Origin of the sequence: Enterobacter cloacae complex sp. P6RS (assembly GCF_014982245.1) — a bacterium.
GTDB classification, from domain to species: Bacteria; Pseudomonadota; Gammaproteobacteria; order Enterobacterales; family Enterobacteriaceae; genus Enterobacter; species Enterobacter bugandensis.
The window spans coordinates 13952-38843 of record NZ_JADCLB010000031.1 but is presented as its reverse complement, the minus strand read 5'-3'; the positions used below and the strand labels follow the sequence as shown (position 1 = coordinate 38843).

Annotated in this window: 26 protein-coding genes; 19 read left to right on the top strand and 7 right to left on the bottom strand. The window is 54.4% G+C overall.

Annotated elements, in window-relative coordinates; genetic code table 11:
• The first annotated feature begins 26 nt into the window (after window positions 1-26).
• Window positions 27-968, top strand: coding sequence for a pyrimidine-specific ribonucleoside hydrolase RihA (gene rihA / locus INF73_RS20295; RefSeq protein ID WP_193542129.1), 942 nt, complete (start codon window positions 27-29; stop codon window positions 966-968).
• 54 nt (window positions 969-1022) lie between these two features.
• Here the strand turns inward: rihA and INF73_RS20290 are convergent, their stop codons facing one another.
• A complete protein-coding gene (locus INF73_RS20290; RefSeq protein ID WP_028012343.1) occupies window positions 1023-1505 on the bottom strand; it encodes a zinc ribbon-containing protein in 483 nt (160 codons plus the stop codon).
• A 216-nt stretch (window positions 1506-1721) separates the two neighbouring features.
• Here INF73_RS20290 and leuS point away from each other — a divergent pair, with 216 nt between their 5' ends.
• The 14 genes from leuS (at window position 1722) to lipA (ending at window position 16679) form a co-directional block, all read left to right on the top strand.
• Window positions 1722-4304: a leucine--tRNA ligase gene (gene leuS / locus INF73_RS20285; protein ID WP_048338851.1), complete on the top strand. Its 2583-nt coding sequence runs from the start codon at window positions 1722-1724 to the stop codon at window positions 4302-4304.
• A 14-nt stretch (window positions 4305-4318) separates the two neighbouring features.
• Window positions 4319-4888 (top strand): LPS assembly lipoprotein LptE, encoded by a 570-nt coding sequence (lptE, locus tag INF73_RS20280; protein WP_059355271.1) that lies wholly within the window; start codon window positions 4319-4321, stop codon window positions 4886-4888.
• Window positions 4888-5919, top strand: a complete 1032-nt coding sequence (gene holA / locus INF73_RS20275) for a DNA polymerase III subunit delta (protein WP_193542151.1) — start codon at window positions 4888-4890, stop codon at window positions 5917-5919. The genes lptE and holA overlap by 1 nt, the downstream gene beginning before the upstream one ends.
• Window positions 5912-6577 (top strand): nicotinate-nucleotide adenylyltransferase, encoded by a 666-nt coding sequence (gene nadD / locus INF73_RS20270; RefSeq protein ID WP_193542131.1) that lies wholly within the window; start codon window positions 5912-5914, stop codon window positions 6575-6577. The genes holA and nadD overlap by 8 nt, the downstream gene beginning before the upstream one ends.
• 268 nt (window positions 6578-6845) lie before the next feature.
• Complete coding sequence (gene rsfS / locus INF73_RS20265) at window positions 6846-7163, top strand: ribosome silencing factor (RefSeq protein ID WP_003858696.1); 318 nt, start codon at window positions 6846-6848, stop codon at window positions 7161-7163.
• A 3-nt stretch (window positions 7164-7166) separates the two neighbouring features.
• A complete protein-coding gene (rlmH, locus tag INF73_RS20260; protein ID WP_003858701.1) occupies window positions 7167-7634 on the top strand; it encodes a 23S rRNA (pseudouridine(1915)-N(3))-methyltransferase RlmH in 468 nt (155 codons plus the stop codon).
• Window positions 7635-7662: 28 nt separating this feature from the next.
• On the top strand, window positions 7663-9564 hold the full coding sequence (gene mrdA / locus INF73_RS20255) for a peptidoglycan DD-transpeptidase MrdA (protein WP_028012338.1): 1902 nt from the start codon (window positions 7663-7665) through the stop codon (window positions 9562-9564).
• Between the two features lie 2 nt (window positions 9565-9566).
• Window positions 9567-10679 (top strand): peptidoglycan glycosyltransferase MrdB, encoded by a 1113-nt coding sequence (gene mrdB, locus INF73_RS20250; RefSeq protein WP_013097590.1) that lies wholly within the window; start codon window positions 9567-9569, stop codon window positions 10677-10679.
• Between the two features lie 16 nt (window positions 10680-10695).
• Window positions 10696-11805 (top strand): endolytic peptidoglycan transglycosylase RlpA, encoded by a 1110-nt coding sequence (rlpA, locus tag INF73_RS20245; protein ID WP_193542133.1) that lies wholly within the window; start codon window positions 10696-10698, stop codon window positions 11803-11805.
• A 139-nt stretch (window positions 11806-11944) separates the two neighbouring features.
• Window positions 11945-13156, top strand: coding sequence for a D-alanyl-D-alanine carboxypeptidase DacA (gene dacA / locus INF73_RS20240; protein WP_045261014.1), 1212 nt, complete (start codon window positions 11945-11947; stop codon window positions 13154-13156).
• Window positions 13157-13261: 105 nt separating this feature from the next.
• Window positions 13262-13525, top strand: coding sequence for a DUF493 family protein YbeD (gene ybeD, locus INF73_RS20235; protein WP_003858718.1), 264 nt, complete (start codon window positions 13262-13264; stop codon window positions 13523-13525).
• A gap of 94 nt (window positions 13526-13619) precedes the next feature.
• Window positions 13620-14261 carry a lipoyl(octanoyl) transferase LipB gene (gene lipB / locus INF73_RS20230; RefSeq protein ID WP_028012335.1) on the top strand — a complete coding sequence of 214 codons (642 nt, stop codon included), beginning with the start codon at window positions 13620-13622 and terminating at the stop codon, window positions 14259-14261.
• 291 nt (window positions 14262-14552) lie between these two features.
• Window positions 14553-15506, top strand: a complete 954-nt coding sequence (locus tag INF73_RS20225; protein WP_041910920.1) for a YbeF family transcriptional regulator — start codon at window positions 14553-14555, stop codon at window positions 15504-15506.
• Window positions 15507-15713: 207 nt separating this feature from the next.
• Window positions 15714-16679 (top strand): lipoyl synthase, encoded by a 966-nt coding sequence (gene lipA / locus INF73_RS20220; RefSeq protein ID WP_028012333.1) that lies wholly within the window; start codon window positions 15714-15716, stop codon window positions 16677-16679.
• A gap of 82 nt (window positions 16680-16761) precedes the next feature.
• Here the strand turns inward: lipA and tatE are convergent, their stop codons facing one another.
• Window positions 16762-16962, bottom strand: a complete 201-nt coding sequence (gene tatE, locus INF73_RS20215) for a twin-arginine translocase subunit TatE (RefSeq protein WP_028012332.1) — start codon at window positions 16960-16962, stop codon at window positions 16762-16764.
• A 125-nt stretch (window positions 16963-17087) separates the two neighbouring features.
• A complete protein-coding gene (locus INF73_RS20210; protein WP_193542135.1) occupies window positions 17088-17876 on the bottom strand; it encodes a deaminated glutathione amidase in 789 nt (262 codons plus the stop codon).
• Between the two features lie 67 nt (window positions 17877-17943).
• Between INF73_RS20210 and crcB the strand changes: the two genes are divergently transcribed.
• On the top strand, window positions 17944-18327 hold the full coding sequence (gene crcB / locus INF73_RS20205) for a fluoride efflux transporter CrcB (RefSeq protein WP_041910922.1): 384 nt from the start codon (window positions 17944-17946) through the stop codon (window positions 18325-18327).
• A 218-nt stretch (window positions 18328-18545) separates the two neighbouring features.
• Here the strand turns inward: crcB and cspE are convergent, their stop codons facing one another.
• Complete coding sequence (cspE, locus tag INF73_RS20200) at window positions 18546-18755, bottom strand: transcription antiterminator/RNA stability regulator CspE (protein ID WP_002439184.1); 210 nt, start codon at window positions 18753-18755, stop codon at window positions 18546-18548.
• 190 nt (window positions 18756-18945) lie between these two features.
• Window positions 18946-19563, bottom strand: a complete 618-nt coding sequence (pagP, locus tag INF73_RS20195) for a lipid IV(A) palmitoyltransferase PagP (protein WP_048956861.1) — start codon at window positions 19561-19563, stop codon at window positions 18946-18948.
• Between the two features lie 394 nt (window positions 19564-19957).
• On the opposite strand from pagP, the gene dcuC reads away from it, so the two are divergent.
• Together dcuC and rna are read left to right on the top strand one after the other, a co-directional pair.
• A complete protein-coding gene (gene dcuC / locus INF73_RS20190; protein WP_028012328.1) occupies window positions 19958-21325 on the top strand; it encodes an anaerobic C4-dicarboxylate transporter DcuC in 1368 nt (455 codons plus the stop codon).
• Between the two features lie 94 nt (window positions 21326-21419).
• Window positions 21420-22229, top strand: coding sequence for a ribonuclease I (rna, locus tag INF73_RS20185; RefSeq protein WP_193542137.1), 810 nt, complete (start codon window positions 21420-21422; stop codon window positions 22227-22229).
• Here the strand turns inward: rna and INF73_RS20180 are convergent.
• Window positions 22223-22843: a flavin reductase family protein gene (locus tag INF73_RS20180; protein ID WP_047367723.1), complete on the bottom strand. Its 621-nt coding sequence runs from the start codon at window positions 22841-22843 to the stop codon at window positions 22223-22225. The two genes, rna and INF73_RS20180, sit on opposite strands and share 7 nt — an antisense overlap.
• 246 nt (window positions 22844-23089) lie before the next feature.
• Here INF73_RS20180 and rnk point away from each other — a divergent pair, with 246 nt between their 5' ends.
• Window positions 23090-23500, top strand: coding sequence for a nucleoside diphosphate kinase regulator (gene rnk, locus INF73_RS20175; RefSeq protein WP_045261020.1), 411 nt, complete (start codon window positions 23090-23092; stop codon window positions 23498-23500).
• A 123-nt stretch (window positions 23501-23623) separates the two neighbouring features.
• Here rnk and INF73_RS20170 read toward each other — a convergent pair whose 3' ends face one another.
• The gene (locus INF73_RS20170) at window positions 23624-24862 is read right to left on the bottom strand and encodes a zinc-dependent alcohol dehydrogenase (RefSeq protein WP_028012324.1); all 1239 of its coding nucleotides are present in this window, start codon (window positions 24860-24862) and stop codon (window positions 23624-23626) included.
• Between the last annotated feature and the right edge of the window lie 30 nt (window positions 24863-24892).

The following is a 24892-nucleotide window of genomic DNA, read 5'->3' as shown; positions in this document are numbered from 1 at the left end:
AAATAATGCTAAGAATGGAGAACGCTATGGCACACCCTATAATTCTCGACTGCGATCCGGGTCATGATGACGCGATCGCACTCGTCCTCGCGCTTGCCTCCCCTGAACTGGACGTGAAAGCGGTCACCTCGTCCGCTGGAAATCAGACGCCGGACAAAACCCTGCGCAACGTTTTACGAATGCTGACGCTGCTGAAACGCACCGATATTCCTGTCGCAGGCGGCGCCGTTAAGCCGCTGATGCGCGAGCTGATCATTGCCGACAACGTTCACGGTGAAAGCGGGCTGGATGGCCCGGCGCTGCCGGAGCCGGGCTTTGCACCGCAAAACTGCTCCGCCGTGGAGCTGATGGCGAAGGTGCTGCGTGAAAGCGCAGAGCCCGTCACCCTAGTGGCTACCGGCCCGCAGACCAACGTTGCGCTCCTGCTGAACAGCCATCCTGAACTGTACAGCAACATCGCCCGTATCGTCATCATGGGCGGATCAATGGGGCTGGGGAACTGGACGCCTGCGGCCGAATTCAACATCTTTGTTGATCCGGAGGCTGCGGAGATCGTCTTCCAGTCGGGCCTGCCGATTGTGATGGCGGGGCTGGACGTGACGCATCGGGCACAGATTATGGCAGACGATATTGAGCGCTTCCGCGCCGTGGGCAACCCGGTTGCGACAACCGTAGCCGAGCTGCTCGACTTCTTTATGGAGTATCACAAAGCCGAGAAATGGGGCTTTCACGGCGCGCCGCTGCATGACCCGTGCACCATCGCCTGGCTGCTGAAGCCTGAAATGTTTACCACGGTGGACAGATGGGTTGGCGTGGAGACGCAGGGGAAATATACCCAGGGGATGACGGTGGTGGATTACTATTCGCTGACGGGAAATAAACCGAATACGACGCTGATGGTGGATATCGACCGGGAGGCGTTTGTGGATTTGCTGGCGGAAAGACTTGCTTACTATTGTGCGGCCTGACGCCCTCACCCTGGCCCTCTCCCACGGGGAGAGGGAACTAAACTGCGCTTTTACTTATGGCTCAAACGGGCGACGCTGGAACTGATCGTGCCCGCACTTCGGGCACAGCGGCAACACATCCGGCGTATATACCGCAATATGGTGATGGCACTTCTCGCACACCAGATTCCCCAGCCCCACCACTTCACCGCTCTGGTACACGCCGTGATGATTTAAATCCTGGAACACCTCGCGCCACTCCAGCTGGGTTTTATCGGTAATATCCGCCAGCTCCTGCCACAGGCTCTCTTTGATCACCCGCATAAAGACGCTGTCGGCGATCTCATCCTGGCTCTCTTCGTAGCTGCGCGCGAACTCTTCCAGATCGCGGCGTACGGCGCGCGTCACCTCTTCCACTTCGGTTCGCGTTAACTCACCCGTTTGCGTCACCCGTTCACGCGCCTGTTCGACCAGCGCGTCAATATCGCGCTCGCCGTTACGCAGCCGTTCCGTCAGTGTCGCCACCAGTTCGCGGTAAAATTGAGCAACCTTGTTCATCATTTTGCCTCCCGGGTAAGTAACTATTTCTAATAATAGACCTTATTTCGCCGCCGCTTTGTCAGGTGAAGCACAGACCCGGTAAATTCCTGCAAAGTGCAATTGCGCGAAAGGCTGTTTTGACGCGGGCGTTTGGGCTATGCTATGCGGATCTGAATTACCACATCCATTGGCTACATTTTTGTAGCTGTATTGAACACAGGACCACTGGCTGCCATGCAAGAGCAATACCGCCCGGAAGAGATAGAATCAAAAGTCCAGCAACACTGGGACGAGAAGCGCACCTTTGAAGTAACCGAAGACGAGAGCAAAGAGAAGTATTACTGCCTGTCGATGCTTCCCTATCCTTCTGGTCGACTACACATGGGCCACGTGCGTAACTACACCATCGGTGATGTGATCGCCCGTTACCAGCGCATGCTGGGCAAAAACGTTCTGCAGCCAATCGGCTGGGATGCGTTCGGCCTGCCTGCAGAAGGCGCAGCGGTAAAAAACAATACCGCTCCGGCACCGTGGACGTACGACAACATCGCGTACATGAAAAACCAGCTCAAAATGCTGGGCTTCGGCTATGACTGGAGCCGCGAGCTGGCGACCTGCACCCCGGAATACTACCGCTGGGAGCAGAAGTTCTTCACCGAGCTGTACAAAAAAGGCCTGGTGTACAAGAAGACCTCTGCCGTTAACTGGTGCCCGAATGACCAGACCGTTCTGGCGAACGAGCAGGTTATCGACGGCTGCTGCTGGCGCTGCGACACCAAAGTTGAGCGTAAAGAGATCCCGCAGTGGTTTATCAAAATCACCGCTTACGCTGACGAACTGCTGAACGATCTGGATACACTGGATCACTGGCCTGACACCGTTAAGACCATGCAGCGCAACTGGATCGGCCGTTCTGAAGGCGTGGAAATTACCTTCAACGTTGAGAACTACGACCAGACCCTGACCGTCTACACCACCCGTCCGGATACCTTCATGGGTGCGACCTATCTGGCCGTGGCCGCAGGTCACCCGCTGGCGCAGAAAGCGGCAGAGAACAACCCGGAACTGGCGACCTTCATCGACGAATGCCGCAACACGAAAGTGGCCGAAGCCGACATGGCGACGATGGAGAAAAAAGGCGTTGCGACGGGCTTCTATGCTAAGCACCCGCTGACGGGCGAAGCGATCCCGGTCTGGGCTGCAAACTTCGTTCTGATGGAGTACGGTACTGGTGCTGTCATGGCCGTTCCGGGTCACGATCAGCGCGACTACGAGTTTGCCACCAAATACAACCTGCCGATTAAAGCCGTTATTCTGGCCGCCGATGGTTCTGAACCTGACCTGTCCGAGCAGGCGTTGACCGAAAAAGGCACCCTGTTCAACTCCGGTGAGTTCAGCGGCCTCAGCTTCGAAGAGGGCTTCAACGCCATCGCCGATAAGCTGGCCTCACTGGGCGTGGGCGAGCGTAAAGTGAACTTCCGTCTGCGCGACTGGGGCGTGTCCCGTCAGCGTTACTGGGGTGCGCCAATTCCAATGGTGACCCTGGAAGACGGCACCGTCATGCCAACGCCTGAAGATCAGCTGCCCGTGATCCTGCCGGAAGACGTGGTTATGGACGGCATCACCAGCCCGATCAAAGCCGATCCTGAGTGGGCCAAAACCACCGTTAACGGCCAGCCTGCGCTGCGTGAAACCGACACCTTCGATACCTTTATGGAGTCCTCCTGGTACTACGCGCGCTACACCTGCCCGCAGTACAAAGAAGGCATGCTGGATTCTGACGCCGCCAACTACTGGCTGCCGGTAGATATCTATATTGGTGGTATCGAACACGCCATCATGCACCTGCTCTACTTCCGCTTTTTCCATAAGCTGATGCGCGATGCCGGCATGGTGAACTCTGACGAGCCTGCTAAACAGCTGCTGTGCCAGGGTATGGTGCTGGCAGACGCCTTCTACTACGTTGGCGCGAACGGCGAGCGTAACTGGGTTTCTCCGGTTGATGCGATCGTTGAGCGCGACGAGAAAGGCCGTATCGTGAAGGCGACAGACGCTGAAGGCCATGAACTGGTTTATACCGGCATGAGCAAGATGTCCAAGTCTAAAAACAACGGTATCGACCCGCAGGTGATGGTTGAGCGTTACGGCGCGGACACCGTACGTCTGTTCATGATGTTTGCTTCTCCGGCTGATATGACCCTTGAGTGGCAGGAATCGGGCGTAGAAGGCGCGAACCGCTTCCTGAAACGCGTCTGGAAGCTGGTGTACGAACATACCGCACAGGGTGATGCTCCGGCACTGAACGCCGCTGCGCTGAGCGAAGATCAGCAGGCGCTGCGTCGTGATGTTCATAAAACGATCGCGAAAGTGACCGATGATATTGGCCGTCGTCAGACCTTCAATACCGCAATTGCGGCTATTATGGAACTGATGAACAAGCTGGCGAAAGCCCCGCAGGACGGCGAGCAGGATCGTGCCATCATGCGTGAAGCGCTGCTGGCCGTGGTTCGCATGCTTAACCCGTTCACGCCACACGTCAGCTTCACCCTGTGGCAGGAGCTGAAAGGCGAAGGCGATATCGACAACGCGCCGTGGCCGGTGGCTGACGAAGCAGCGATGGTGGAAAACACCACGCTGGTGGTGGTCCAGGTCAACGGCAAAGTCCGTGGTAAAATTACCGTGGCGGTCGATGCAACTGAAGATCAGGTTCGCGAGCGCGCGGGCCAGGAACCTCTGGTTGCGAAATATCTTGAGGGCGTTACCTTACGTAAAGCGATCTACGTACCGGGTAAACTGCTCAATCTGGTCGTTGGCTAAGCGCGGGAGGAAACGTGCGACAACTGGCAACAATACTCTTATCTCTGGCGGTGCTTGTCACCGCTGGCTGTGGCTGGCATCTGCGCAACACCACGGCGGTGCCACCTGAAATGAAAACGATGATTTTCGACTCATCAGATCCGAATGGCCCGCTCAGCCGGGCTATCCGTAATCAGCTGCGCCTGAATGACGTTGAGCTTATCGAGAAAGGCACGCTTCGTCAGGATGTACCGTCCCTGCGTGTTGTCGGAGGGGGACTGTCTAAAGACACCGCCTCTATCTTCCAGGATGGTCGTACCGCTGAGTATCAGATGGTGTTGACGGTCAACGCGGCTGTACTAATCCCGGGTAAAGACATCTATCCGATCAGCGCAAAAGTGTATCGTTCGTTCTTTGATAACCCACAAACCGCGCTGGCGAAAGATGCCGAAGAGCAGATTATCATCAACGAAATGTACGACAAGGCGGCGGAACAGCTGATCCGCAAACTGCCGGGTATTGCAGCGTCTAACCGAGAAGGCTCTGACATTATTGAAAAACCGGATGCCAGTACGCCTCCTGTTTCTACCTCTTTGGGTAAATGATGATCAGGCTGTATCCTGAACAACTCCGCGCGCAGCTCAATGAAGGGCTGCGCGCGGCGTATCTGCTGCTCGGAAACGACCCGTTACTACTTCAGGAAAGCTTGGATGCCGTGCGGCATGCGGCCGCGGCTCAGGGCTTTGATGAACACCATACCGTTCAGGTGGATAACGCCACCGACTGGAACGCCCTCTTCTCACTCTGTCAGGCGATGAGCCTTTTTGCGTCGCGCCAGACAATCCAGATCCTGCTGCCGGAGAACGGCCCTAACGCTGCCATCAATGAGCAACTCGCCACGCTGGTCAGCCTGTTACACAGCGATCTGCTGTTGATTGTGCGCGGCAGCAAGCTCACCAAAGCGCAGGAAAACGCGGCATGGTTCACCCAGCTCGCGACCCACGCGGTGCTGGTCACCTGCCAGACGCCTGAGCAGGCGCACCTGCCTAAATGGGTCGCCGCGAGAGCGAAGCAGCACAACCTTCAACTGGACGATGCGGCGAACCAACTGCTCTGCTACTGCTATGAAGGCAACCTGCTGGCCCTGGCACAGGCGCTGGACAGGCTCTCCCTTCTCTGGCCGGACGGCAAGCTGACCTTACCGCGCGTTGAGCAGGCCGTTAACGATGCCGCACACTTCACGCCGTTCCACTGGGTGGATGCGCTGCTCTCGTCGAAAAGCAAACGCGCCCTGCATATTCTCCAGCAGCTGCGCCTGGAGGGCAGTGAACCCGTCATTCTGCTGCGCACGCTGCAGCGCGAGCTGTTGCTGCTGATAACGCTCAAGCGCCAGTCGGCCCATGCTCCGTTACGCTCCCTGTTTGATAAACACCGGGTGTGGCAAAACCGGCGGGCAATGACCACCGAGGCCATCAACCGCCTGAGCCATGAACAGCTGCGCCAGGCGGTGCAGCTTCTGATGCGCGCCGAGCTTACCCTAAAACAAGATTACGGCCAGTCGGTGTGGGCGGAGCTGGAAAGCCTTTCCCTGCTGCTCTGCCACAAGGCGCTGGCTGACGTATTTATTGATGGATAGTATGCACTCTTTACAGGCCCTGTATGGCGGCACCTTTGACCCGGTACACTACGGGCATCTGAAGCCGGTAGAAATTCTGGCAAATCTGATCGGCCTGCAGCGCGTTACCATCATGCCCAATAATGTTCCGCCGCACCGCCCCCAGCCTGAAGCAACCAGCGAGCAGCGCAAAGAGATGCTCGCTCTGGCTATCGCGGATAAGCCGCTCTTCAGGCTGGATGAACGGGAATTGCGTCGCGACACCCCCTCGTGGACGTCGCAAACGCTGCAGGAGTGGCGGGCCGAGCAAGGGCCTGACCAGCCGCTCGCCTTTATCATCGGTCAGGACTCCCTGCTCAACTTCCCCACGTGGCACAAGTATGAAACCATTCTGAGGAACAGCCACCTGCTCGTCTGCCGCCGTCCGGGCTACCCGCTGACCATGCGCGAAGCGCAATATCAGCAGTGGCTTGAAGACCATCTCACCGATAACGTTGAAGATTTTCACAACCAGCCCGCCGGGAAGATTTATCTGGCGGAGACGCCGTGGTTCGACATCTCTGCGACCGTTATTCGCGAACGTTTACAGCAGGGTTTAGCCTGTGACGATCTGCTGCCTGCCCCGGTGCTGGCGTATATTCATACTCACGGGTTGTATCAGAAAACCGCAGATAAATAGCCGGAGGGCATAAAAAGCAGCATATTGATTATCCTGCCTTGACAGGTTAAGCCATACTGTTATCCTCCGCTGCCAGACTTTCCCGCCGATCGTTGCTTTACAGAAATTGTTTTACAAAAATGGCGATGCAATCTCAGGCGGAGGGTGGGATGATACCCGCCTTCAAAAGCCCGGACGGTGACATTTGTCCCGACAGGGGCGTCAGTTCAGGTATACTGTCTGGCCACGAATTCATAGTTGTACAATCTCATTCACCCAGGGGGAAAACTTGCAGGGTAAAGCACTCCAGGATTTTGTTATCGACAAAATTGATGACCTGAAAGGTCAGGACATCATCGCTATCGACGTTAAGGGTAAATCCAGTATTACCGACTGCATGATTATCTGCACCGGTACCTCTACGCGTCATGTTGTTTCGATTGCCGACCATGTGGTTCAGGAATCGCGCGCAGCAGGACTCTTACCGCTTGGCGTTGAAGGTGAAGCGACCGCTGACTGGGTGGTTGTTGACCTCGGCGATGTGATTGTCCACGTCATGCAGGAAGAGAGCCGTCGCCTGTATGAGCTGGAAAAACTCTGGGGTTAATGCGTGAAGTTGCAGCTGGTCGCCGTCGGCACCAAAATGCCGGACTGGGTACAAACCGGTTTTACTGAATATCTGCGTCGTTTTCCCAAAGATATGCCGTTCGAACTGGTGGAGATCCCCGCCGGGAAGCGCGGTAAGAACGCGGATATCAAACGTATTCTCGACAAAGAGGGTGAACTGATGCTTGCTGCCGCAGGCAAGAACCGCATCGTCACCCTTGATATTCCAGGTAAACCCTGGGATACGCCGCAGCTGGCGCATGAACTGGAGCGCTGGAAGCAGGATGGCCGCGACGTCAGTCTGTTGATTGGCGGACCTGAAGGGTTATCCCCCGCCTGCAAAGCGGCAGCAGAACAAAGTTGGTCTCTCTCTGCGCTGACGCTGCCCCACCCGCTCGTGCGGGTCCTGGTGGCGGAAAGCTTGTATCGCGCGTGGAGCATTACTACCAACCACCCCTATCACCGCGAGTAATGACTGACCAGGGTAGATTAAGCAGCGGATGAAACTACAGAATTCTTTTCGCGACTATACGGCTGAGTCCGCGCTGTTTGTGCGCCGGGCGCTGGTCGCCTTTACGGGGATTTTGCTGCTTACCGGCGTGCTGATCGCCAACCTTTATAATCTGCAAATTGTCCGCTTTACCGATTACCAGACGCGTTCTAACGAAAACCGCATTAAGCTGGTGCCTATCGCACCCAGCCGCGGCATTATCTACGACCGTAACGGCACCCCTCTGGCGTTAAACCGCACCATCTATCAAGTCGAGATGATGCCGGAGAAGGTCGATAACGTGCAGAATACGCTGGAAGCGCTAAGGAGCGTTGTCGATCTTAACGATGATGATATCGCGGCCTTCAAAAAAGAGCGCGCCCGCTCTCACCGTTTCACCTCCATTCCGGTTAAAACCAATCTGACGGAAGTCCAGGTCGCCCGTTTTGCGGTGAACCAGTACCGCTTCCCCGGTGTGGAAGTGAAGGGTTACAAGCGTCGCTACTATCCTTACGGATCCGCGCTGACGCATGTGATTGGCTACGTTTCCAAAATTAACGATAAAGACGTCGAGCGCCTCGATAAAGACGGCAAGCTGGCGAACTACGCCGCGACGCACGATATCGGCAAGCTGGGGATCGAGCGCTACTACGAAGATGTCCTGCACGGGCAGACCGGCTATGAAGAAGTTGAGGTTAACAACCGTGGCCGCGTCATCCGCCAGCTTAAAGAAGTGCCGCCTCAGGCGGGGCACGACGTCTATCTGACGCTCGATCTTAAACTGCAGCAGTATATTGAAACCCTGCTGGCGGGCAGCCGCGCCGCCGTGGTGGTCACCGACCCGCGCACCGGCGGCATTCTGGCCATGGTTTCTATGCCAAGCTATGACCCGAACCTCTTTGTTGACGGCATCTCCAGCAAAGACTACTCCGGCCTGCTGAATGACCCTAACACCCCGCTGGTGAACCGCGCCACGCAAGGCGTTTACCCGCCGGCATCAACGGTTAAACCGTACGTGGCGGTCTCGGCGCTGAGCGCGGGCGTCATCAACCGCAATACCAGCCTGTTTGACCCGGGCTGGTGGCAGCTACCGGGCTCTGAAAAACGCTATCGCGACTGGAAGAAATGGGGCCATGGCCATCTGAACGTTACGAAATCTCTGGAAGAATCTGCGGATACCTTCTTCTATCAGGTGGCGTATGACATGGGCATTGACCGCCTGTCAGAGTGGATGAGCAAATTCGGCTACGGACATTACACCGGCGTGGATCTGGCTGAGGAACGGTCAGGCAACATGCCAACCCGCGAGTGGAAACTAAAGCGCTTCAAGAAGCCGTGGTATCAGGGTGATACCATACCGGTGGGTATCGGCCAGGGTTACTGGACGGCCACCCCGCTTCAGATGAACAAAGCGATGATGATCCTCATTAACGACGGCGTAGTGAAAGTTCCGCATCTGCTGCAAAGCACCGTTGAAGATGGCAAAAAAGTGCCGTGGGTGCAGCCCCATGAAGCGCCGGTAGGCGACATCCATTCCGGCTTCTGGGAAATAGCGAAAGACGGTATGTACGGTGTGGCAAACCGTCCAAACGGAACCGCGCACAAATATTTCGCCGGTACGCCATATAAAGTGGCCGCGAAATCCGGTACGGCGCAGGTCTTTGGCCTGAAAGCCAATGAAACCTATAACGCACACCGCATAGCCGAACGTCTGCGTGACCATAAGCTGATGACGGCGTTTGCCCCTTATGATAACCCGCAGGTGGCGGTGGCAATGATTCTGGAGAACGGCGGCGCTGGCCCGGCAGTAGGGACCATCATGCGCCAGATCCTGGACCACATTATGCTGGGTGATAACAACACCGAACTGCCGGCTGAAAATCCGGCCGCCGCTGCGGCGGAGGACCAATAATCATGACGGATAATCCAAATAAAAAATCGCTGTGGGATAAAATTCACATCGACCCAGCCATGCTGCTGATCCTGCTGGCCCTGCTGGTTTACAGCGCCCTGGTTATCTGGAGCGCCAGCGGCCAGGACATCGGCATGATGGAACGCAAGATCGGCCAGATCGCGATGGGTCTGGTCATTATGGTGGTAATGGCGCAGATCCCGCCGCGCGTCTATGAAGGCTGGGCGCCCTATCTCTACATCTTCTGTATTATTTTGCTGGTGGCGGTAGATGCATTCGGTGCCATCTCAAAAGGGGCACAGCGCTGGCTGGATCTGGGCGTAGTCCGTTTCCAGCCCTCGGAGATTGCCAAAATCGCAGTCCCGCTGATGGTGGCGCGCTTTATCAACCGCGACGTCTGTCCGCCGTCGCTGAAAAATACCGCTATCGCCCTGGTGCTGATATTCCTGCCGACACTGCTGGTTGCGGCGCAGCCTGACCTCGGCACCTCGATCCTTATCGCCCTCTCCGGCCTGTTTGTCCTGTTCCTGTCGGGCTTAAGCTGGCGTCTGATTGGTATCGCGGTGGTGCTGGTTGCAGCGTTTATCCCTATCCTGTGGTTCTTCCTGATGCACGACTACCAGCGCCAGCGCGTCATGATGCTTCTCGATCCGGAAACCGATCCACTCGGTGCGGGCTATCATATTATTCAGTCCAAGATTGCGATTGGCTCCGGCGGCCTGCGCGGTAAAGGCTGGCTGCACGGTACCCAGTCGCAGCTGGAGTTTTTACCGGAGCGCCACACCGACTTTATCTTTGCGGTACTGGCGGAAGAGCTGGGACTGGTTGGCATCCTGATCCTGCTGGCGCTCTACGTGCTGCTCATCATGCGAGGTTTGTGGATTGCGGCCCGCGCGCAGACCACTTTCGGCCGCGTCATGGCAGGCGGACTGATGTTGATTTTATTCGTTTATGTCTTCGTAAATATTGGTATGGTGAGTGGTATTCTGCCGGTGGTAGGCGTACCGCTGCCGCTGGTGAGTTACGGAGGCTCGGCACTGATCGTGTTGATGGCCGGGTTTGGTATCGTGATGTCGATCCACACCCACAGAAAAATGTTGTCAAAAAGCGTATAAAAATAAGGGGATCGGAATGCGTAAGCAGTGGCTGGGTATCTGCATTGCGGCAAGTTTACTTGCGGCCTGTACAAGTGATGATGGTCAGCAACAGGCAACCGTCGCGCCGCCGCAGCCTGCGGTGTGTAATGGCCCAATCGTTGAAATTAGCGGTGCCGATCCCGTTTATGAACCGCTGAATGCCAGCGCGAATCAGGATTACGAGCGCGACGGCAAAAGCTACAAAATTGTGCAGGATCCGTCCCGCTTTAGCCAGGCTGGCTTTGCCGCCATTTATGATGCTGAGCCGGGCAGTAACCTGACGGCATCGGGTGAAATATTTGACCCAATGCAGCTGACTGCGGCGCACCCGACGCTACCTATCCCTAGCTACGCCCGTATCACCAACCTGGCGAACGGCCGTATGATCGTCGTGCGTATTAACGACCGCGGCCCGTACGGTAATGACCGGGTGATTTCCCTGTCCCGCGCGTCTGCCGATCGCCTGAATACCTCGAACAACACCAAAGTTCGCATTGACCCAATTATCGTGGCGCAGGATGGTTCGCTCTCCGGGCCGGGAACCGCGTGTACCACGGTGGCGAAACAGACCTATGCCCTCCCCGACCGCCCAAATCTGGACGGCGGCATGGGAAGCGTCTCCTCGCCGGCAGAGCCTTCTCAGCCGGCGGGAGAAATACGCCCAATCAGCAATGACACCCTGCAAAGCGATGATGCCACTGGCGCACCGGTAAAAAGCAGCGGCTTCCTTGGCGCACCAACGAACTTAGCCTCGGGCGTGCTGGAGAGCAGTGAGCCGACGCCAGCCCCTGTTGCCGCCCCCGTCGTGCAGCAGCCTGCCCCGGTAACGGCTCCGGTCACGACCCAGAGCGCAGCCGTTGCCGCTCCCGCAGCAGCCAGCGGCGGCTTTGTCGTCCAGGTGGGCGCAGTGAGCGATCGGGCCCGTGCCCAGCAGTATCAGCAGCGTCTGAGCCAGCAGTTTGGCGTGCCAGGACGCGTTGAGCAAAACGGCGCGGTCTGGCGTATTCAGATGGGGCCGTTTGCCAGCAAGTCGCAGGCGGCATCCCTGCAGCAGCGTTTGCAGAGCGAGGCACAGCTGCAGTCCTTTATCGCTGTTACGAAGTAATTAATCGGCGGTATCCGAAATGTCAGTTTGTGTAAAACACATTCACAAACTCATGCTTAAAGTCGGATGCCTGCCTGAATAGCATTTGCTATAGTAAGGCACTTTTTTTAATTCCATCACGGATGTCGTAGTTCTGACCATGAAGACCACTTTTTCTGCTCGTTTTGTGCAGCGCATGGCGCTGACCACGGCCCTTTGCGCGGCTGCACTCTCTGCAGCTCATGCTGATGACCTGAATATCAAGACCATGATCCCTGGCGTTCCGCAAATCGACGCGGAATCCTACATCCTGATCGATTACAACTCTGGCAAAGTGCTGGCAGAACAGAATGCCGATGCCCGCCGTGACCCGGCCAGCCTGACCAAAATGATGACCAGCTACGTCATCGGCCAGGCAATGAAAGCCGGTAAGTTCAAAGAGACGGATCTGGTCACCATCGGCAACGATGCGTGGGCTACCGGGAACCCGGTTTTCAAAGGTTCCTCGCTGATGTTCCTGAAACCGGGAATGCAGGTTCCGGTTTCTCAGTTAATTCGTGGTATTAACCTGCAGTCCGGTAACGACGCCTGCGTGGCCATGGCCGATTTCGCCGCCGGTAGTCAGGATGCGTTCGTGGGCCTGATGAACAGCTACGTAAATGCCCTGGGTCTGAAGAACAGCCACTTCCAGACCGTACACGGTCTCGATGCAGACGGTCAGTACAGCTCCGCGCGCGATATGGCGCTGATTGGTCAGGCACTGATCCGCGACGTACCTAACGAGTACTCTATCTACAAAGAGAAAGAGTTCACCTTCAACGGCATTCGTCAGACCAACCGTAACGGCCTGCTGTGGGATAACAGCCTGAACGTTGACGGCATCAAAACCGGCCACACCGACAAAGCCGGTTACAACCTGGTGGCATCTGCCACTGAAGGCCAGATGCGCCTGATCTCTGCCGTGATGGGCGGTCGCACCTTTAAAGGTCGCGAAACCGAAAGTAAGAAACTGCTGACCTGGGGCTTCCGTTTCTTCGAAACCGTGAACCCGCTGAAAGCAGGCAAAGAATTTGCTTCTGAACCCGTCTGGTTCGGCGATAACGATCGTGCTTCTCTGGGCGTGGATAAAGACCTCTACCTGACTATTCCACGCGGTCGTATGAAGGATCTGAAAGCAAGCTATGTGCTCAACACCACCGAACTGCATGCCCCGCTGCAGAAAAACCAGGTGGTAGGCACCATCAACTTCCAGCTGGACGGTAAAACGATCGACCAGCGCCCACTCGTGGTATTGGAAGAAATTCCTGAAGGCAATTTCTTCGGCAAAATCATTGATTACATTAAATTGATGTTCCATCACTGGTTTGGCTAAAAATCGAACACTTGAAAGTGTGATTTTGATCCCCATATACTAAGTATCCTGATAACTCCCACCCGACGTGGGAGTTATTCTTTTTGACGTTACGCCGGAGCTGACATGAAAACCAAACTTAACGAACTGCTTGAATTCCCTACCCCGTTTACCTACAAAGTAATGGGTCTGGCGAAACCTGAGCTGGTTGATCAGGTGGTTGAAGTGGTACAGCGCCATGCGCCGGGTGACTACTCTCCGTCAGTAAAACCAAGCAGCAAGGGCAACTACCACTCGGTTTCTATTACCATCACTGCCACACATATCGAGCAGGTTGAGACGCTGTACGAAGAGCTCGGCAATATCGAAATCGTTCGTATGGTGCTGTAGTCCCTTTGCGGTTACCCGGTTTACCGGGTAACCCCTCTTCCCCGCTGTGATATACTCCCCCTCATCTTTTGTTTCTCGTCTTCGGAGACGCGTTTTGTATCAGGATAAAATTCTGGTCCGTCATCTCGGGCTGCAACCTTATGAGCCTGTCTCTCAGGCTATGCACGAGTTCACCGATTCACGCGATGACACAACCCCTGATGAGATTTGGCTGGTCGAACATCTGCCGGTATTTACGCAGGGACAGGCGGGAAAAGCGGAACACTTATTAATGACGGGCGATATCCCGGTGATCCAGAGCGATCGTGGCGGACAGGTGACTTACCACGGTCCGGGTCAGCAGGTAATGTACGTCCTGCTTAATCTGAAGCGCAGAAAGCTTGGCGTACGTGAGCTGGTGACGTTACTGGAACAGACCGTCGTCAACACGCTGGCGGAGTATGGGATTGACGCGCATCCGCGTGCCGATGCGCCGGGCGTCTACGTTGGCGAAATGAAGATCTGCTCTCTGGGGCTACGTATTCGTAAAGGTTGTTCCTTCCACGGTCTGGCATTGAATATTAATATGGATCTTACGCCTTTCCAGCGCATAAACCCCTGCGGCTACGCCGGCATGGAAATGACGCAAATGCGCCAGTGGGTCGATACCGCTACGCCAGAAAATATACGTCCCGTGCTTCTGAAGAATGTGTTAGCACTACTTAACAATCCCCCGCACGAATATATCCCTGCTTAATATATCATCCAGAATGGCTCGATAATTTGACGGGCCACTGTTTATTTACCGCTTTTACGCTTTACAATAATCCGCAGATTCTATATTTTCGAAGCGCCCGAATATTGCCCTTACATATTATTTAGCCTCCGGACAGCACGGCATACACAGGCTAAGTAACTTGAGTGATAATCACACAACTGTTTGTTTTTGATAAACAAGTGGAACAAAAGCAACACTTTACGAATCTCTACAAGCATAATAAATAAATTGAACTATCATTCATGTTGTGAATGTATACGGAGTGAAAGCGTGGAGTATAATAATTTACCAGCCAAACGCCTGAATGACCCTGGTGGCGAAGATAAGCCGCAAATTTTTCGGACTTTACGTAATATTGATCTCAATTTACTGACTATTTTTGAGGCAGTATATGTCCATAAGGGTATCGTTAACGCTGCGAAAATTCTTAATCTCACGCCATCGGCAATAAGTCAGTCAATTCAAAAGCTACGGGCTATATTTCCCGACCCCTTATTTATCCGTAAGGGCCAGGGCGTCACGCCAACGGCCTATGCGACACATCTCCACGAATACATCAGCCAGGGGCTGGAGTCGATTCTGGGTGCGCTGGATTTAACCGGAAGCTATGACAAACAGAGAACCATCACCATCGGCTGCTCCCCTTCTGTCGGCGTACTGGTGATGCCCGCGATCTTCCAGGCCGTGAAAGAGCATGCACCTCAGCTTCTGCTTCGCAATGTGCCTCTTAACGAACCTGACGTTCAGCTTGCTCAGTTCCAGACAGACCTGGTCATCGAAAGCGGCAGCTTTAGCGCCCGAGCGCTGGGGCAAAATGTGCTTTACGCGGATAACCTGGTGCTGGTTTGCCGCAAGCAGCACCCCGTCCTCAGCGAGCCGTTATCCATTGAAAACCTGCGCAACTACGACCACTCGTCTTTCATGACCGAAGGACAGTCTAACCACGCTCTGCGTCAGCGTATTGACGAAATTTTCCCGGAACGTCAGATCAGTTTCAGCAGTTACAATATGTTCACCACCGCATCCCTGATTGGCAGCAGCGATATGCTGTGCATCATGCCTTCACGCCTGTATAACCTGCTGCGGAAATGCTGGCCGCTGGAGAGTATTCCGCTAAGCCAGCTCAATGCAGAATCTATCGAGATTTCACTGCATTACAACAAGCTCAGCTTGCGCGATCCGGTACTGGAAAACGTCATCCGCATTATCCGTCAGGCCTTCTGACAGAGCGTACCCGTACACGTCCCTGCCGCTCGCAGGGCAAAAGGCACAAAACAACAACTATTTTACAAATTGGCGACCTGGCAGGCTGCTTTAACGCCCCTATAAATGATATACTGCCTGTCGTTCGTTCAAAAATAGTTGATAAATACAACATTCCCTTGAATTGAAACGCTTTCCTTCGATATTCGCAACTGGAACACGCACGCTATGAGTAAACCCATTGTGATGGAACGCGGTGTTAAATACCGCGATGCCGATAAAATGGCCCTTATCCCGGTTAAAAACGTGGCTACAGAGCGCGAGGCGCTGTTAAGAAAACCGGAATGGATGAAAATCAAACTTCCGGCAGACTCTTCGCGTATCCAGGGGATCAAAGCGGCGATGCGTAAGAATGGCCTTCACTCTGTTTGTGAAGAAGCCTCTTGCCCGAACCTTGCTGAATGTTTCAATCACGGCACCGCGACGTTTATGATTCTGGGTGCCATCTGTACCCGCCGCTGCCCATTCTGCGATGTGGCGCATGGCCGCCCGGTGGCCCCCGATGCCAACGAGCCGCAAAAACTGGCGCAAACCATCGCCGACATGGCGCTGCGTTATGTGGTTATCACCTCCGTTGACCGCGACGATCTGCGTGATGGCGGTGCTCAGCACTTCGCTGACTGCATTACTGCCATTCGCGAGAAAAGCCCGAACATCAAAATCGAAACGCTGGTTCCTGACTTCCGCGGCCGTATGGACCGCGCGCTGGATATCCTGACCGCGACGCCGCCAGATGTGTTTAACCACAACCTGGAGAACGTTCCGCGTCTTTACCGTCAGGTGCGTCCTGGAGCCGACTATAACTGGTCTCTGAAGCTGCTGGAGCGCTTTAAAGAAGCACATCCGCATATCCCGACCAAGTCAGGTCTGATGGTGGGTCTGGGTGAAACCAATGACGAAATCATCGACGTCATGCGCGATCTGCGCCGCCACGGTGTGACCATGTTGACGCTCGGCCAGTATCTGCAGCCAAGCCGTCACCACCTGCCGGTACAGCGCTACGTGAGCCCGGATGAATTTGACGAGATGAAAGCCGAAGCGCTGGCGATGGGCTTTACCCACGCGGCTTGTGGTCCGTTTGTTCGTTCTTCTTACCATGCGGATATGCAGGCGAAAGGCGAAGAAGTCAAATAACGCCGTAATATTCATTTACAGTAATGCAAAAAAACCGGCCTCATGAGCCGGTTTTTTTTTCGCAAGCCCTCAGGCATTGCCGTTACTCTTTGTGGGAAAGCTTCTCTGCCGGGATGTCGTCAGCGCTTTTCTTCGCGGCTGCGTCATCGTCGTTCATCGCTTTCTTGAAGCCTTTGATGGCAGCCCCCAGGTCACCACCCAGCGTGCGTAACTTCTTGGTACCAAACAGCAGGACGACCAGTGCGGCAACCACCAGCAGTTTGGTAATACTAATCTCACCCATAGATACCTTCTTTACTTAAAACAGGCTGCATTCAGCGCCAAAACCCGATCGTATTAACGGTCATTTGGCGCGTGCACACAATAGCAATCTGTAACAAGGTGAATCAAGCATTGTTGAAAAAAACATCACAATAATTGCGGTGGCGCAAAGCGACGGTTGCGAAGAACAGGTAATTGCTGACGCGCAAGCACAACTCTTTCTAAAATTATCTCCGCCATCAGCATAACCGACGCTTCCGCTGCGGCGGCAATCGTCACTCCCAGGGGATCAACCACCCTGCTCTGCCCGATGTTTTTATTGCCGCACTCCCCGGCGGCAACAACATAACAGGTCGTGTCCAGCGCACGTGCCGCAAGCAGCGTAGCCCAGTGTTGCTCTTTTAGCGGCCCCTTAACCCATGCGGCAGGCAATACCAGCACCTCCGCCCCCTGCAGCGCCAGATGCACCGCCAGCTCAGGGAAACGCAGGTCATAGCAGGTCATCAACCCCACCTTAAACCCGTCGATATCAATGAGCGGTGGGACGACATCTCCCGGATCAACGCGTCGCGACTCCTGGATGCTGAACGCATCATAGAGATGAAGCTTGGCGTAGCGCGCAACAATGGCACCGTCACGGATAGCCACCAGCGTATTCACTGCGCGACCCGGCGTTGAGGGAACGTGCACGGTTAAGACGGTGGTCATCGTACTGCCTACGCTCTGGGCGAGCAGTTGTTGTAAAAATTCGCCGTCAAGGGCCTGTGCGGACTTCACGGACAAATCCGGGTCGTTATCATCCCTTGCCAGCAACGCCTCAGGAAGCACCAGCAGCGACGCGCCTTTCTGTCGGGCCTGTATCATCAGGTTAACGCACTGCACTGCGTTAACCCGCCAGTCAGGCGTGACCGCAAACTGCCCTACCGCAACATACATATTTGTCCCCTCATTATAAACAGCGTTAAACTCGCTACTCTTACACATCAAATAGCAGGTATTTAGCGTGTTACAACTCCTATTAGCTGTTTTTATTGGTGGAGGCACGGGGAGCGTTGCGAGGTGGTTACTGAGTATGCGGTTTAATCCCCTGCACCAGGCGATTCCATTAGGAACGCTGGCCGCCAACCTGATTGGTGCTTTTATTATTGGTATGGGGCTGGCCTGGTTTAACCGGATGACGCACATCGATCCCATGTGGAAAGTCTTGATTACCACCGGCTTCTGCGGCGGTTTGACGACCTTTTCAACCTTTTCCGCGGAAACGGTTTTTCTCTTTCAGGAAGGTCGTATCGGCTGGGCGCTGGTGAATATCGCGATCAACATGATCGGATCTTTCGCGATGACGGGGATCGCATTTTGGCTTTTTTCCTCTGTAAGCACGCATTAACTGCCGGAGCGTTAATGTTGGCTTAATTTTTCTCTGTCACTCTGAAGGCAATACTGAACGAGGGTGACAAATGAAACAGAGTCTGATGAGCGCAGGCATGGTGTTGTTGAGCGTACTGATCGTGGCCAGCTTCCTGAAAATTTACCTGCTTGGCTGATTCATAACGAAAAAAACCCGCTCAATGAGCGGGTTTTGAAATTCTTGCTGACGCGTCTGAATTACAGAGCGATTACGTTAGCAGCAGAAGGGCCTTTGGCACCGTTAGTGATTTCGAACTCTACACGCTGACCTTCAGCCAGAGTTTTGAAACCATTAGACTGGATTGCAGAGAAGTGTACGAACACGTCTTTGCTGCCATCTTCAGGAGTAATGAAACCGAATCCTTTGGACTCATTAAACCACTTAACGTTACCTTTAATCTTAGACATCAAAATTACCTTTACATTAAAAAACGACACAAATGCTGTGTCGGTTACCAGTACATCAATTGTGGGACCTTTTGTCCAGCGGATCTTTGACAAAAAGTGACTAAAGTCGCGTTAATTTTCACTGACAGATTTTTATCGCTTACGAATCAACGGCTGCACGTTTTTTCACCACCAGGTAATGTTTTGTCAGTTAAAACTGAAAACGCATCCAGGCGAAGTAAACGTTACCGTTGTTATACGTTCCCGGAATGTAGGTCATCTGGAACGTTGCAGGGCCGTAACCAACAGAGGCCAGAGGCAGCAATACGGGGATCGGAATGTACTTCCAGTTGTCGCGCGCGGTCACCCCGGCGGTATAGCCCAGACCAACGTGGAAGTTCTCATCCGCCAGCGGGCGCCAGGTTTTTTCCCAGCCGTAGCCGCCAATCGGTTCCCACTTGTTAAAGGAGTCTTTGAAGGCCATCAGGTAGATGCCATGCCAGTTTCCTTTTTCATCCCAGCGCGACTGACCAAAACCCGCTCCCCAGGGACGCTCGTTGTATTTATCCGTTTTCTCTTTGTCGTAAGCAAAGCGCGCATGCCACGTTATTGCCGGGACATAGAGATCATAATGTTCAGGCGCTGACCAGGTCTGCGAAACATTATCCGTAAAAGTAGAGAACCAACCTTTATCCGTCGCGTTGTTCTCTGCCTGTGCAACAGAACAAAACGTTAACTGGCCAATAATAAACAATAAAATAGAGAAAAAAGTATTACGTACAATCACAATGCAATTACCATTCTTGATATTCGAGGCAAAGTTTAACATAGAATAATTGAACCAAGCCTTAACGGCATCACCCCTACTCTTAAATATCAGGCCGCTTTTCGGGAATATTCTTAAAGCGGCGTTCTGCTTATCCCGAATAAACCCACATCATGTACGCCTAATGTCTGTTAACGGTCTCCAGTACTAACAGGCCAGACCACACAAAAGTTTAACATTTTGTTATCATTACATATGACATGTTACGCTGTCTTTGCCGGTCAAGATCCTTATGACATAAATGCCTTACCCATGGCAAAAACGCTGTTATGCTGTTCGTTAGTCGTCTGTTTATTGATTTTAGTCAGCAAGGGCGGGCCATTAATTCGGCACATTTTCATCCTTCATTTTTATATTAATTTTTTATATCTCAGGGCAGAAAGACACAGGGGAAATCATGCTTACGTTTATCGAACTCCTAATTGGGGTCGTCGTCATTGTGGGTGTAGCTCGCTACATCATTAAAGGATACTCAGCCACGGGCGTTTTATTTGTCGGTGGTTTAACGCTGCTGATAATCAGCGCAGTAATGGGTCATCAGGTTTTACCTGCCAGCGCAGCCAGCACGGGCTACACCGCCACGGATATTGTTGAATATATTAAAATCCTGCTCATGAGCCGCGGTGGCGATCTGGGTATGATGATCATGATGCTGTGCGGTTTTGCAGCCTATATGACCCATATCGGCGCGAACGACATGGTTGTGAAGCTTGCCTCGAAACCCCTGCAGTACATTAACTCGCCGTATCTGTTGATGGTTGCCGCCTATTTCCTCGCCTGCCTGATGTCGCTGGCCGTTTCATCGGCAACCGGGCTTGGCGTACTGTTAATGGCCACGCTGTTCCCGGTGATGGTGAACGTGGGCATCAGCCGTGGGGCAGCGGCGGCAATTTGCGCCTCCCCGGCGGCCATTATTCTCTCCCCGACGTCAGGTGACGTTGTGCTGGCGGCGAAAGCAGCCGAAATGTCGCTTATCGACTTCGCCTTTAAAACCACGCTGCCGATCTCGATTGTCGCCATTGTGGGAATGGGTATCGCGCATTTCTTCTGGCAGCGCTATCTCGATAAGAAAGAGAACATCAGCCATGAAATGATGGATGTAAGCGAAATCACCACTACAGCGCCTGCGTTCTATGCCATTTTGCCGTTCACGCCAATTATCGGCGTGCTCATTTTTGACGGGAAATGGGGCCCGCAGCTGCACATTATTACTATCCTGGTTATCTGTATGCTGTTAGCCGCTGTGCTGGAGTTCGTGCGCGGTTTCAACACCCAAAAAGTCTTCTCCGGCCTTGAGGTCGCGTATCGCGGTATGGCAGATGCGTTTGCTGGCGTGGTGATGCTGTTGGTTGCAGCAGGTGTCTTTGCCCAGGGTCTGAGCACGATCGGCTTTATCCAGAGCCTGATCTCCATTGCCACCTCGTTTGGCTCGGCCAGTATTATCCTGATGCTGGTCCTGGTGGTACTGACCATGCTGGCGGCAATGACCACCGGTTCCGGGAATGCGCCATTTTACGCCTTCGTTGAGATGATCCCTAAGCTGGCTCACTCGTCCGGTATCAACCCGGCTTATCTTTCCATTCCCATGCTCCAGGCTTCAAACCTGGGTCGTACCATCTCGCCTGTCTCAGGCGTGGTGGTGGCGGTTGCCGGGATGGCCAAAATTTCGCCGTTTGAAGTGGTGAAACGCACGTCAGTGCCGGTACTGGTTGGGCTAATCATCGTCATTATTGCTACCGAAGTGCTGGTTCCCGGCGCCGCCTAAGTGAAATTCCTGATGACCTAAAAGCGCCTGCGGGCGCTTTTTGTGCTTTAATAACCCACAAAAATGAATTGCGCACAACCAATCAGGAAATCACATGTTCAGGAAGGATATCGTTATTCCGTCTGGCGCAGTAGCGCTTGCACTCAGTCTCTTCTCAGCACAGGCCGAACCCCTCAAGGCCACGCAGTACGGCGATTTCGATCGCTATGTGCTGGCTTTATCCTGGCAAACGGGATTTTGTCAAAGCATGGTCGAGCGTAACCGCAATGAACCGGATGAATGTCGTCTGCAAAAAGAGCGCGACAATAAAACCGATTTTCTGACCGTTCACGGGCTATGGCCCGGCCTGCCGAAATCCATTGCCGCACGCGGCGTGGATGAACGTCGATGGATGCGGTTTGGCTGCGCCACGCGCCCTATCCCGAACATGCCGGAAGTGAAGACCAGCCGCAAATGCGCAGCAGCCGAAACCGGGCTGTCGCTTTCCGGCGCGGCTAAGCTGAACGAGGTCATGCCGGGGGCGGGTGGAAACTCCTGTCTGGAACGTTACGAATATGCCAAACATGGCGTCTGCTTTGGTTTTGATCCCGATGCCTATTTCGGCACCATGGTGAGAATGAATCAGGAAGTGAAAAACAGCGCCGTCGGTCATTTCCTTGCGGAAAATTACGGTAAAACCGTCAGCCGGAGTGATTTTGACAACGCCGTTGCCAAAACCTGGGGCAAGGAAAATGTCAAAGCCTTCAAGCTGACCTGCAACGGTAATACGGCGTATCTGACCGAGATGCAAATTTCACTCAAAGCAGACACCATTAACGCCCCGCTTTCTGCGACATCCTTTGCTCCGCAGCCGCATCCAGGCAACTGCGGAAAACAATTTGTCATTGATAAGGCCGGTTACTGATCGCCTACCACTGGTCGCACCATGTCAAACCGGTGTTCGTCACTGATGCCATAGTAAGCCGTCGGCCCACCCGCACGCAGGATGGGCTGCGCTTTCGCCGTCTGGTATATCCCCTCTTCCAGCAGCGTTTCGGCAATATGGATCCCGACCACTTCTCCCAGCACCAGCCAGGTATCCACCGGCGTACCGTCGGCGCCGGTAAGCTGAATGCACTGAGACAGGCGGCACTCAAAGTTGACCGGGCTTTCCGCCACGCGGGGGGCGCTCACCAGCTGGCTTGCCGCAGGCGTTAATCCGGAAAAGGTAAATTCGTCCTGGTCGTGAGGCAGCGTGGCAGAGGTCTGATTCATCGCTTCCGCAAGATCGCGCGTTGCCAGATTCCAGACAAACTCCTTTGTTTCAACAATATTACGCACGCTGTCCTTCCAGCCATTGCTGGAAAAGCCAATGATCGGCGGGCGATAGTTAAAGCAGTTGAAGAAGCTATACGGCGCAAGGTTGAGCTGACCGGCCTGGTCGCAAGAGGAGATCCAGCCAATCGGACGGGGGCCGACAATGGCGTTCAGCGGGTCATGCGGCAGGCCATGCCCCTGAGACGGTTGGTAGAAGTACATAATTCTCTCTCGTTGATGGGTAACGCCCGGGTTCAGAACATACAGCGTAACGCAATCCGCCAGGAATGAAGACTGAATAAATTTCAGTGAAAATTCATATGGCACATGAATGTGACCTTCATCACTTCAAACTTGCGCGTTCAGCCAGTATCATCGGGAGAGTTAAACCCTCGCTGCCAGACGGCGAGGGTTTTCTTTTGGATTGGTTTCTGCGTTAGACGCAGCATTAACGACATGGAGTAAAAAATGTCCAGACCTACAATCATCATCAACGAGCTCGACGCAGAACGTATCGACAGGCTGCTGGAAAAAGCAGAATTTGCCTCACTTCCGGTGGCCGATGCCCTGAATGAGGAACTCGACCGGGCGCAGATGTGCACACCTGAGACGATGCCGCATAACGTGGTCACCATGAACAGCCAGGTGAAATTCCGCAACCTGACCACCGGTGAAGAGCTGACCCGCACGCTGGTTTACCCAGCCCAGATGACGGACAGCAGCGCGCAACTTTCGGTTCTTGCGCCGGTGGGGGCCGCACTGCTGGGGCTGCGCACGGGCGATACCATCCACTGGGAATTGCCGGGCGGTGCCTCCACCCATCTGGAAGTGCTGGAGCTGCTCTACCAGCCAGAAGCCGCGGGCGATTACCTGCGTTAATGTCATTCTGAACAAACGCGACCCGCGTTGCACAGAGGATGCGCCTGCATCCTCTTTCCGAACATCTTCACACGATTGCGCTACATCGCAGGACAATACCTTGAGCACCACCGACGAGTGACCTCACACCACGCCGCCCGGGAACGCATTTACCAGGCCCTTCACTTTTTGCTCAGCGGCCTCAGGCGTTTCCGCGCCCGGCACCAGAATCACCTTCCGGCACTCCTCCTCCCGTTTTTCGAAAATCTTATAGGCACGTTCCGCATCCGCCAGCGGGAGATAATGCGTCACAATCTCTTCCGGCGTCAGCAGCCCTTTTTCGATCAGCGGTAACAGTTCGCCCAGCCAGGCGTGGACGTGCGTCTGGCCCATCTTAAACGTCAGCCCTTTATCGAAGGCATCCCCAAACAGGAAGCCATGAATAAACCCGGCATACACGCCGGGTACGCTGACCACCCCGCCGCGCCGGACGGCAGCGATACACTGACGCAGCGCTTTGCCGCTGCTGCCCTCAATTTTAAGGTTGCTGAGGATCGTCTCCGTGGTGCTGCCCTTGGCTTCGAACCCGACGGCATCAATGACGGCATCGACACCCCGCTGCCCGGCGGTTTGCTCGATTATTTTTTCCGCCGCGTCGTTATCATCATCAAAATTGATGGGGATAGCACCGTAGCGCGCCTCGGCAAACCGCAGCCGGTAGGGGTGATGGTCGATAACAAAGATCTGCTCAGCCCCTAACAGCCGCGCGCAGGCAATCGTCAACAACCCCACCGGACCGGCACCGAAAACGGCGACGCTGGAGCCTTTTTCAATCTGCGCATTTTTTGCAGCCTGCCAGGCGGTGGGTAAAATATCAGACAGAAACAGGGCCTTATCATCGGAGAGCAGCTGCGGCACCTTAAACGGTCCGACGTTGCCTTTCGGCACGCGCACATATTCCGCCTGCCCTCCCGGCACGCCGCCGTAGAGATGGCTATAGCCAAACAGCGCTGCGGGCGCGGGAATTTGCTTTTTGTTCAGCGCAGCGCCCTGCCCGGCATTGGTATTCTCACAGGCAGCGTACTGCTGCAGACGGCAAAAGAAGCAGTCACCGCAGGCGATGACAAAGGGGATCACCACGCGATCGCCTTTTTGCAGGTCCTTCACCTCTCGACCGCACTCGACGATCTCGCCCATAAATTCATGTCCAAAAATGTCGCCGTGCTGCACCTTTGGGATCTTTCCACGATAGAGATGCAGGTCGGAGCCGCAAATCGCCGTGGCCGTGACGCGCAGGATGATATCGTCGGGCTGTTCAATGATGGGATCGGGGACATTCTCAACGCGAACATGGTGCGGACCGTGGTACGTGAGTGCTTTCATGCGACCTCCGAAAGGTTTAAGGTAAGTTTA

Bases quoted from the DNA above. Each gene is read 5' to 3' on its own strand.
- rihA (WP_193542129.1), top strand. From the start codon at position 27: ATGGCACACCCTATAATTCTCGACTGCGATCCGGGTCATGATGACGCG.
- INF73_RS20290 (WP_028012343.1), bottom strand. From the start codon at position 1,505: ATGAACAAGGTTGCTCAATTTTACCGCGAACTGGTGGCGACACTGACG.
- leuS (WP_048338851.1), top strand. From the start codon at position 1,722: ATGCAAGAGCAATACCGCCCGGAAGAGATAGAATCAAAAGTCCAGCAA.
- holA (WP_193542151.1), top strand. From the start codon at position 4,888: ATGATCAGGCTGTATCCTGAACAACTCCGCGCGCAGCTCAATGAAGGG.
- nadD (WP_193542131.1), top strand. From the start codon at position 5,912: ATGGATAGTATGCACTCTTTACAGGCCCTGTATGGCGGCACCTTTGAC.
- mrdA (WP_028012338.1), top strand. From the start codon at position 7,663: ATGAAACTACAGAATTCTTTTCGCGACTATACGGCTGAGTCCGCGCTG.
- mrdB (WP_013097590.1), top strand. From the start codon at position 9,567: ATGACGGATAATCCAAATAAAAAATCGCTGTGGGATAAAATTCACATC.
- rlpA (WP_193542133.1), top strand. From the start codon at position 10,696: ATGCGTAAGCAGTGGCTGGGTATCTGCATTGCGGCAAGTTTACTTGCG.
- dacA (WP_045261014.1), top strand. From the start codon at position 11,945: ATGAAGACCACTTTTTCTGCTCGTTTTGTGCAGCGCATGGCGCTGACC.
- ybeD (WP_003858718.1), top strand. From the start codon at position 13,262: ATGAAAACCAAACTTAACGAACTGCTTGAATTCCCTACCCCGTTTACC.
- lipA (WP_028012333.1), top strand. From the start codon at position 15,714: ATGAGTAAACCCATTGTGATGGAACGCGGTGTTAAATACCGCGATGCC.
- tatE (WP_028012332.1), bottom strand. From the start codon at position 16,962: ATGGGTGAGATTAGTATTACCAAACTGCTGGTGGTTGCCGCACTGGTC.
- INF73_RS20210 (WP_193542135.1), bottom strand. From the start codon at position 17,876: ATGTATGTTGCGGTAGGGCAGTTTGCGGTCACGCCTGACTGGCGGGTT.
- cspE (WP_002439184.1), bottom strand. From the start codon at position 18,755: ATGTCTAAGATTAAAGGTAACGTTAAGTGGTTTAATGAGTCCAAAGGA.
- pagP (WP_048956861.1), bottom strand. From the start codon at position 19,563: ATGTTAAACTTTGCCTCGAATATCAAGAATGGTAATTGCATTGTGATT.
- dcuC (WP_028012328.1), top strand. From the start codon at position 19,958: ATGCTTACGTTTATCGAACTCCTAATTGGGGTCGTCGTCATTGTGGGT.
- rna (WP_193542137.1), top strand. From the start codon at position 21,420: ATGTTCAGGAAGGATATCGTTATTCCGTCTGGCGCAGTAGCGCTTGCA.
- INF73_RS20180 (WP_047367723.1), bottom strand. From the start codon at position 22,843: ATGTACTTCTACCAACCGTCTCAGGGGCATGGCCTGCCGCATGACCCG.
- rnk (WP_045261020.1), top strand. From the start codon at position 23,090: ATGTCCAGACCTACAATCATCATCAACGAGCTCGACGCAGAACGTATC.
- INF73_RS20170 (WP_028012324.1), bottom strand. From the start codon at position 24,862: ATGAAAGCACTCACGTACCACGGTCCGCACCATGTTCGCGTTGAGAAT.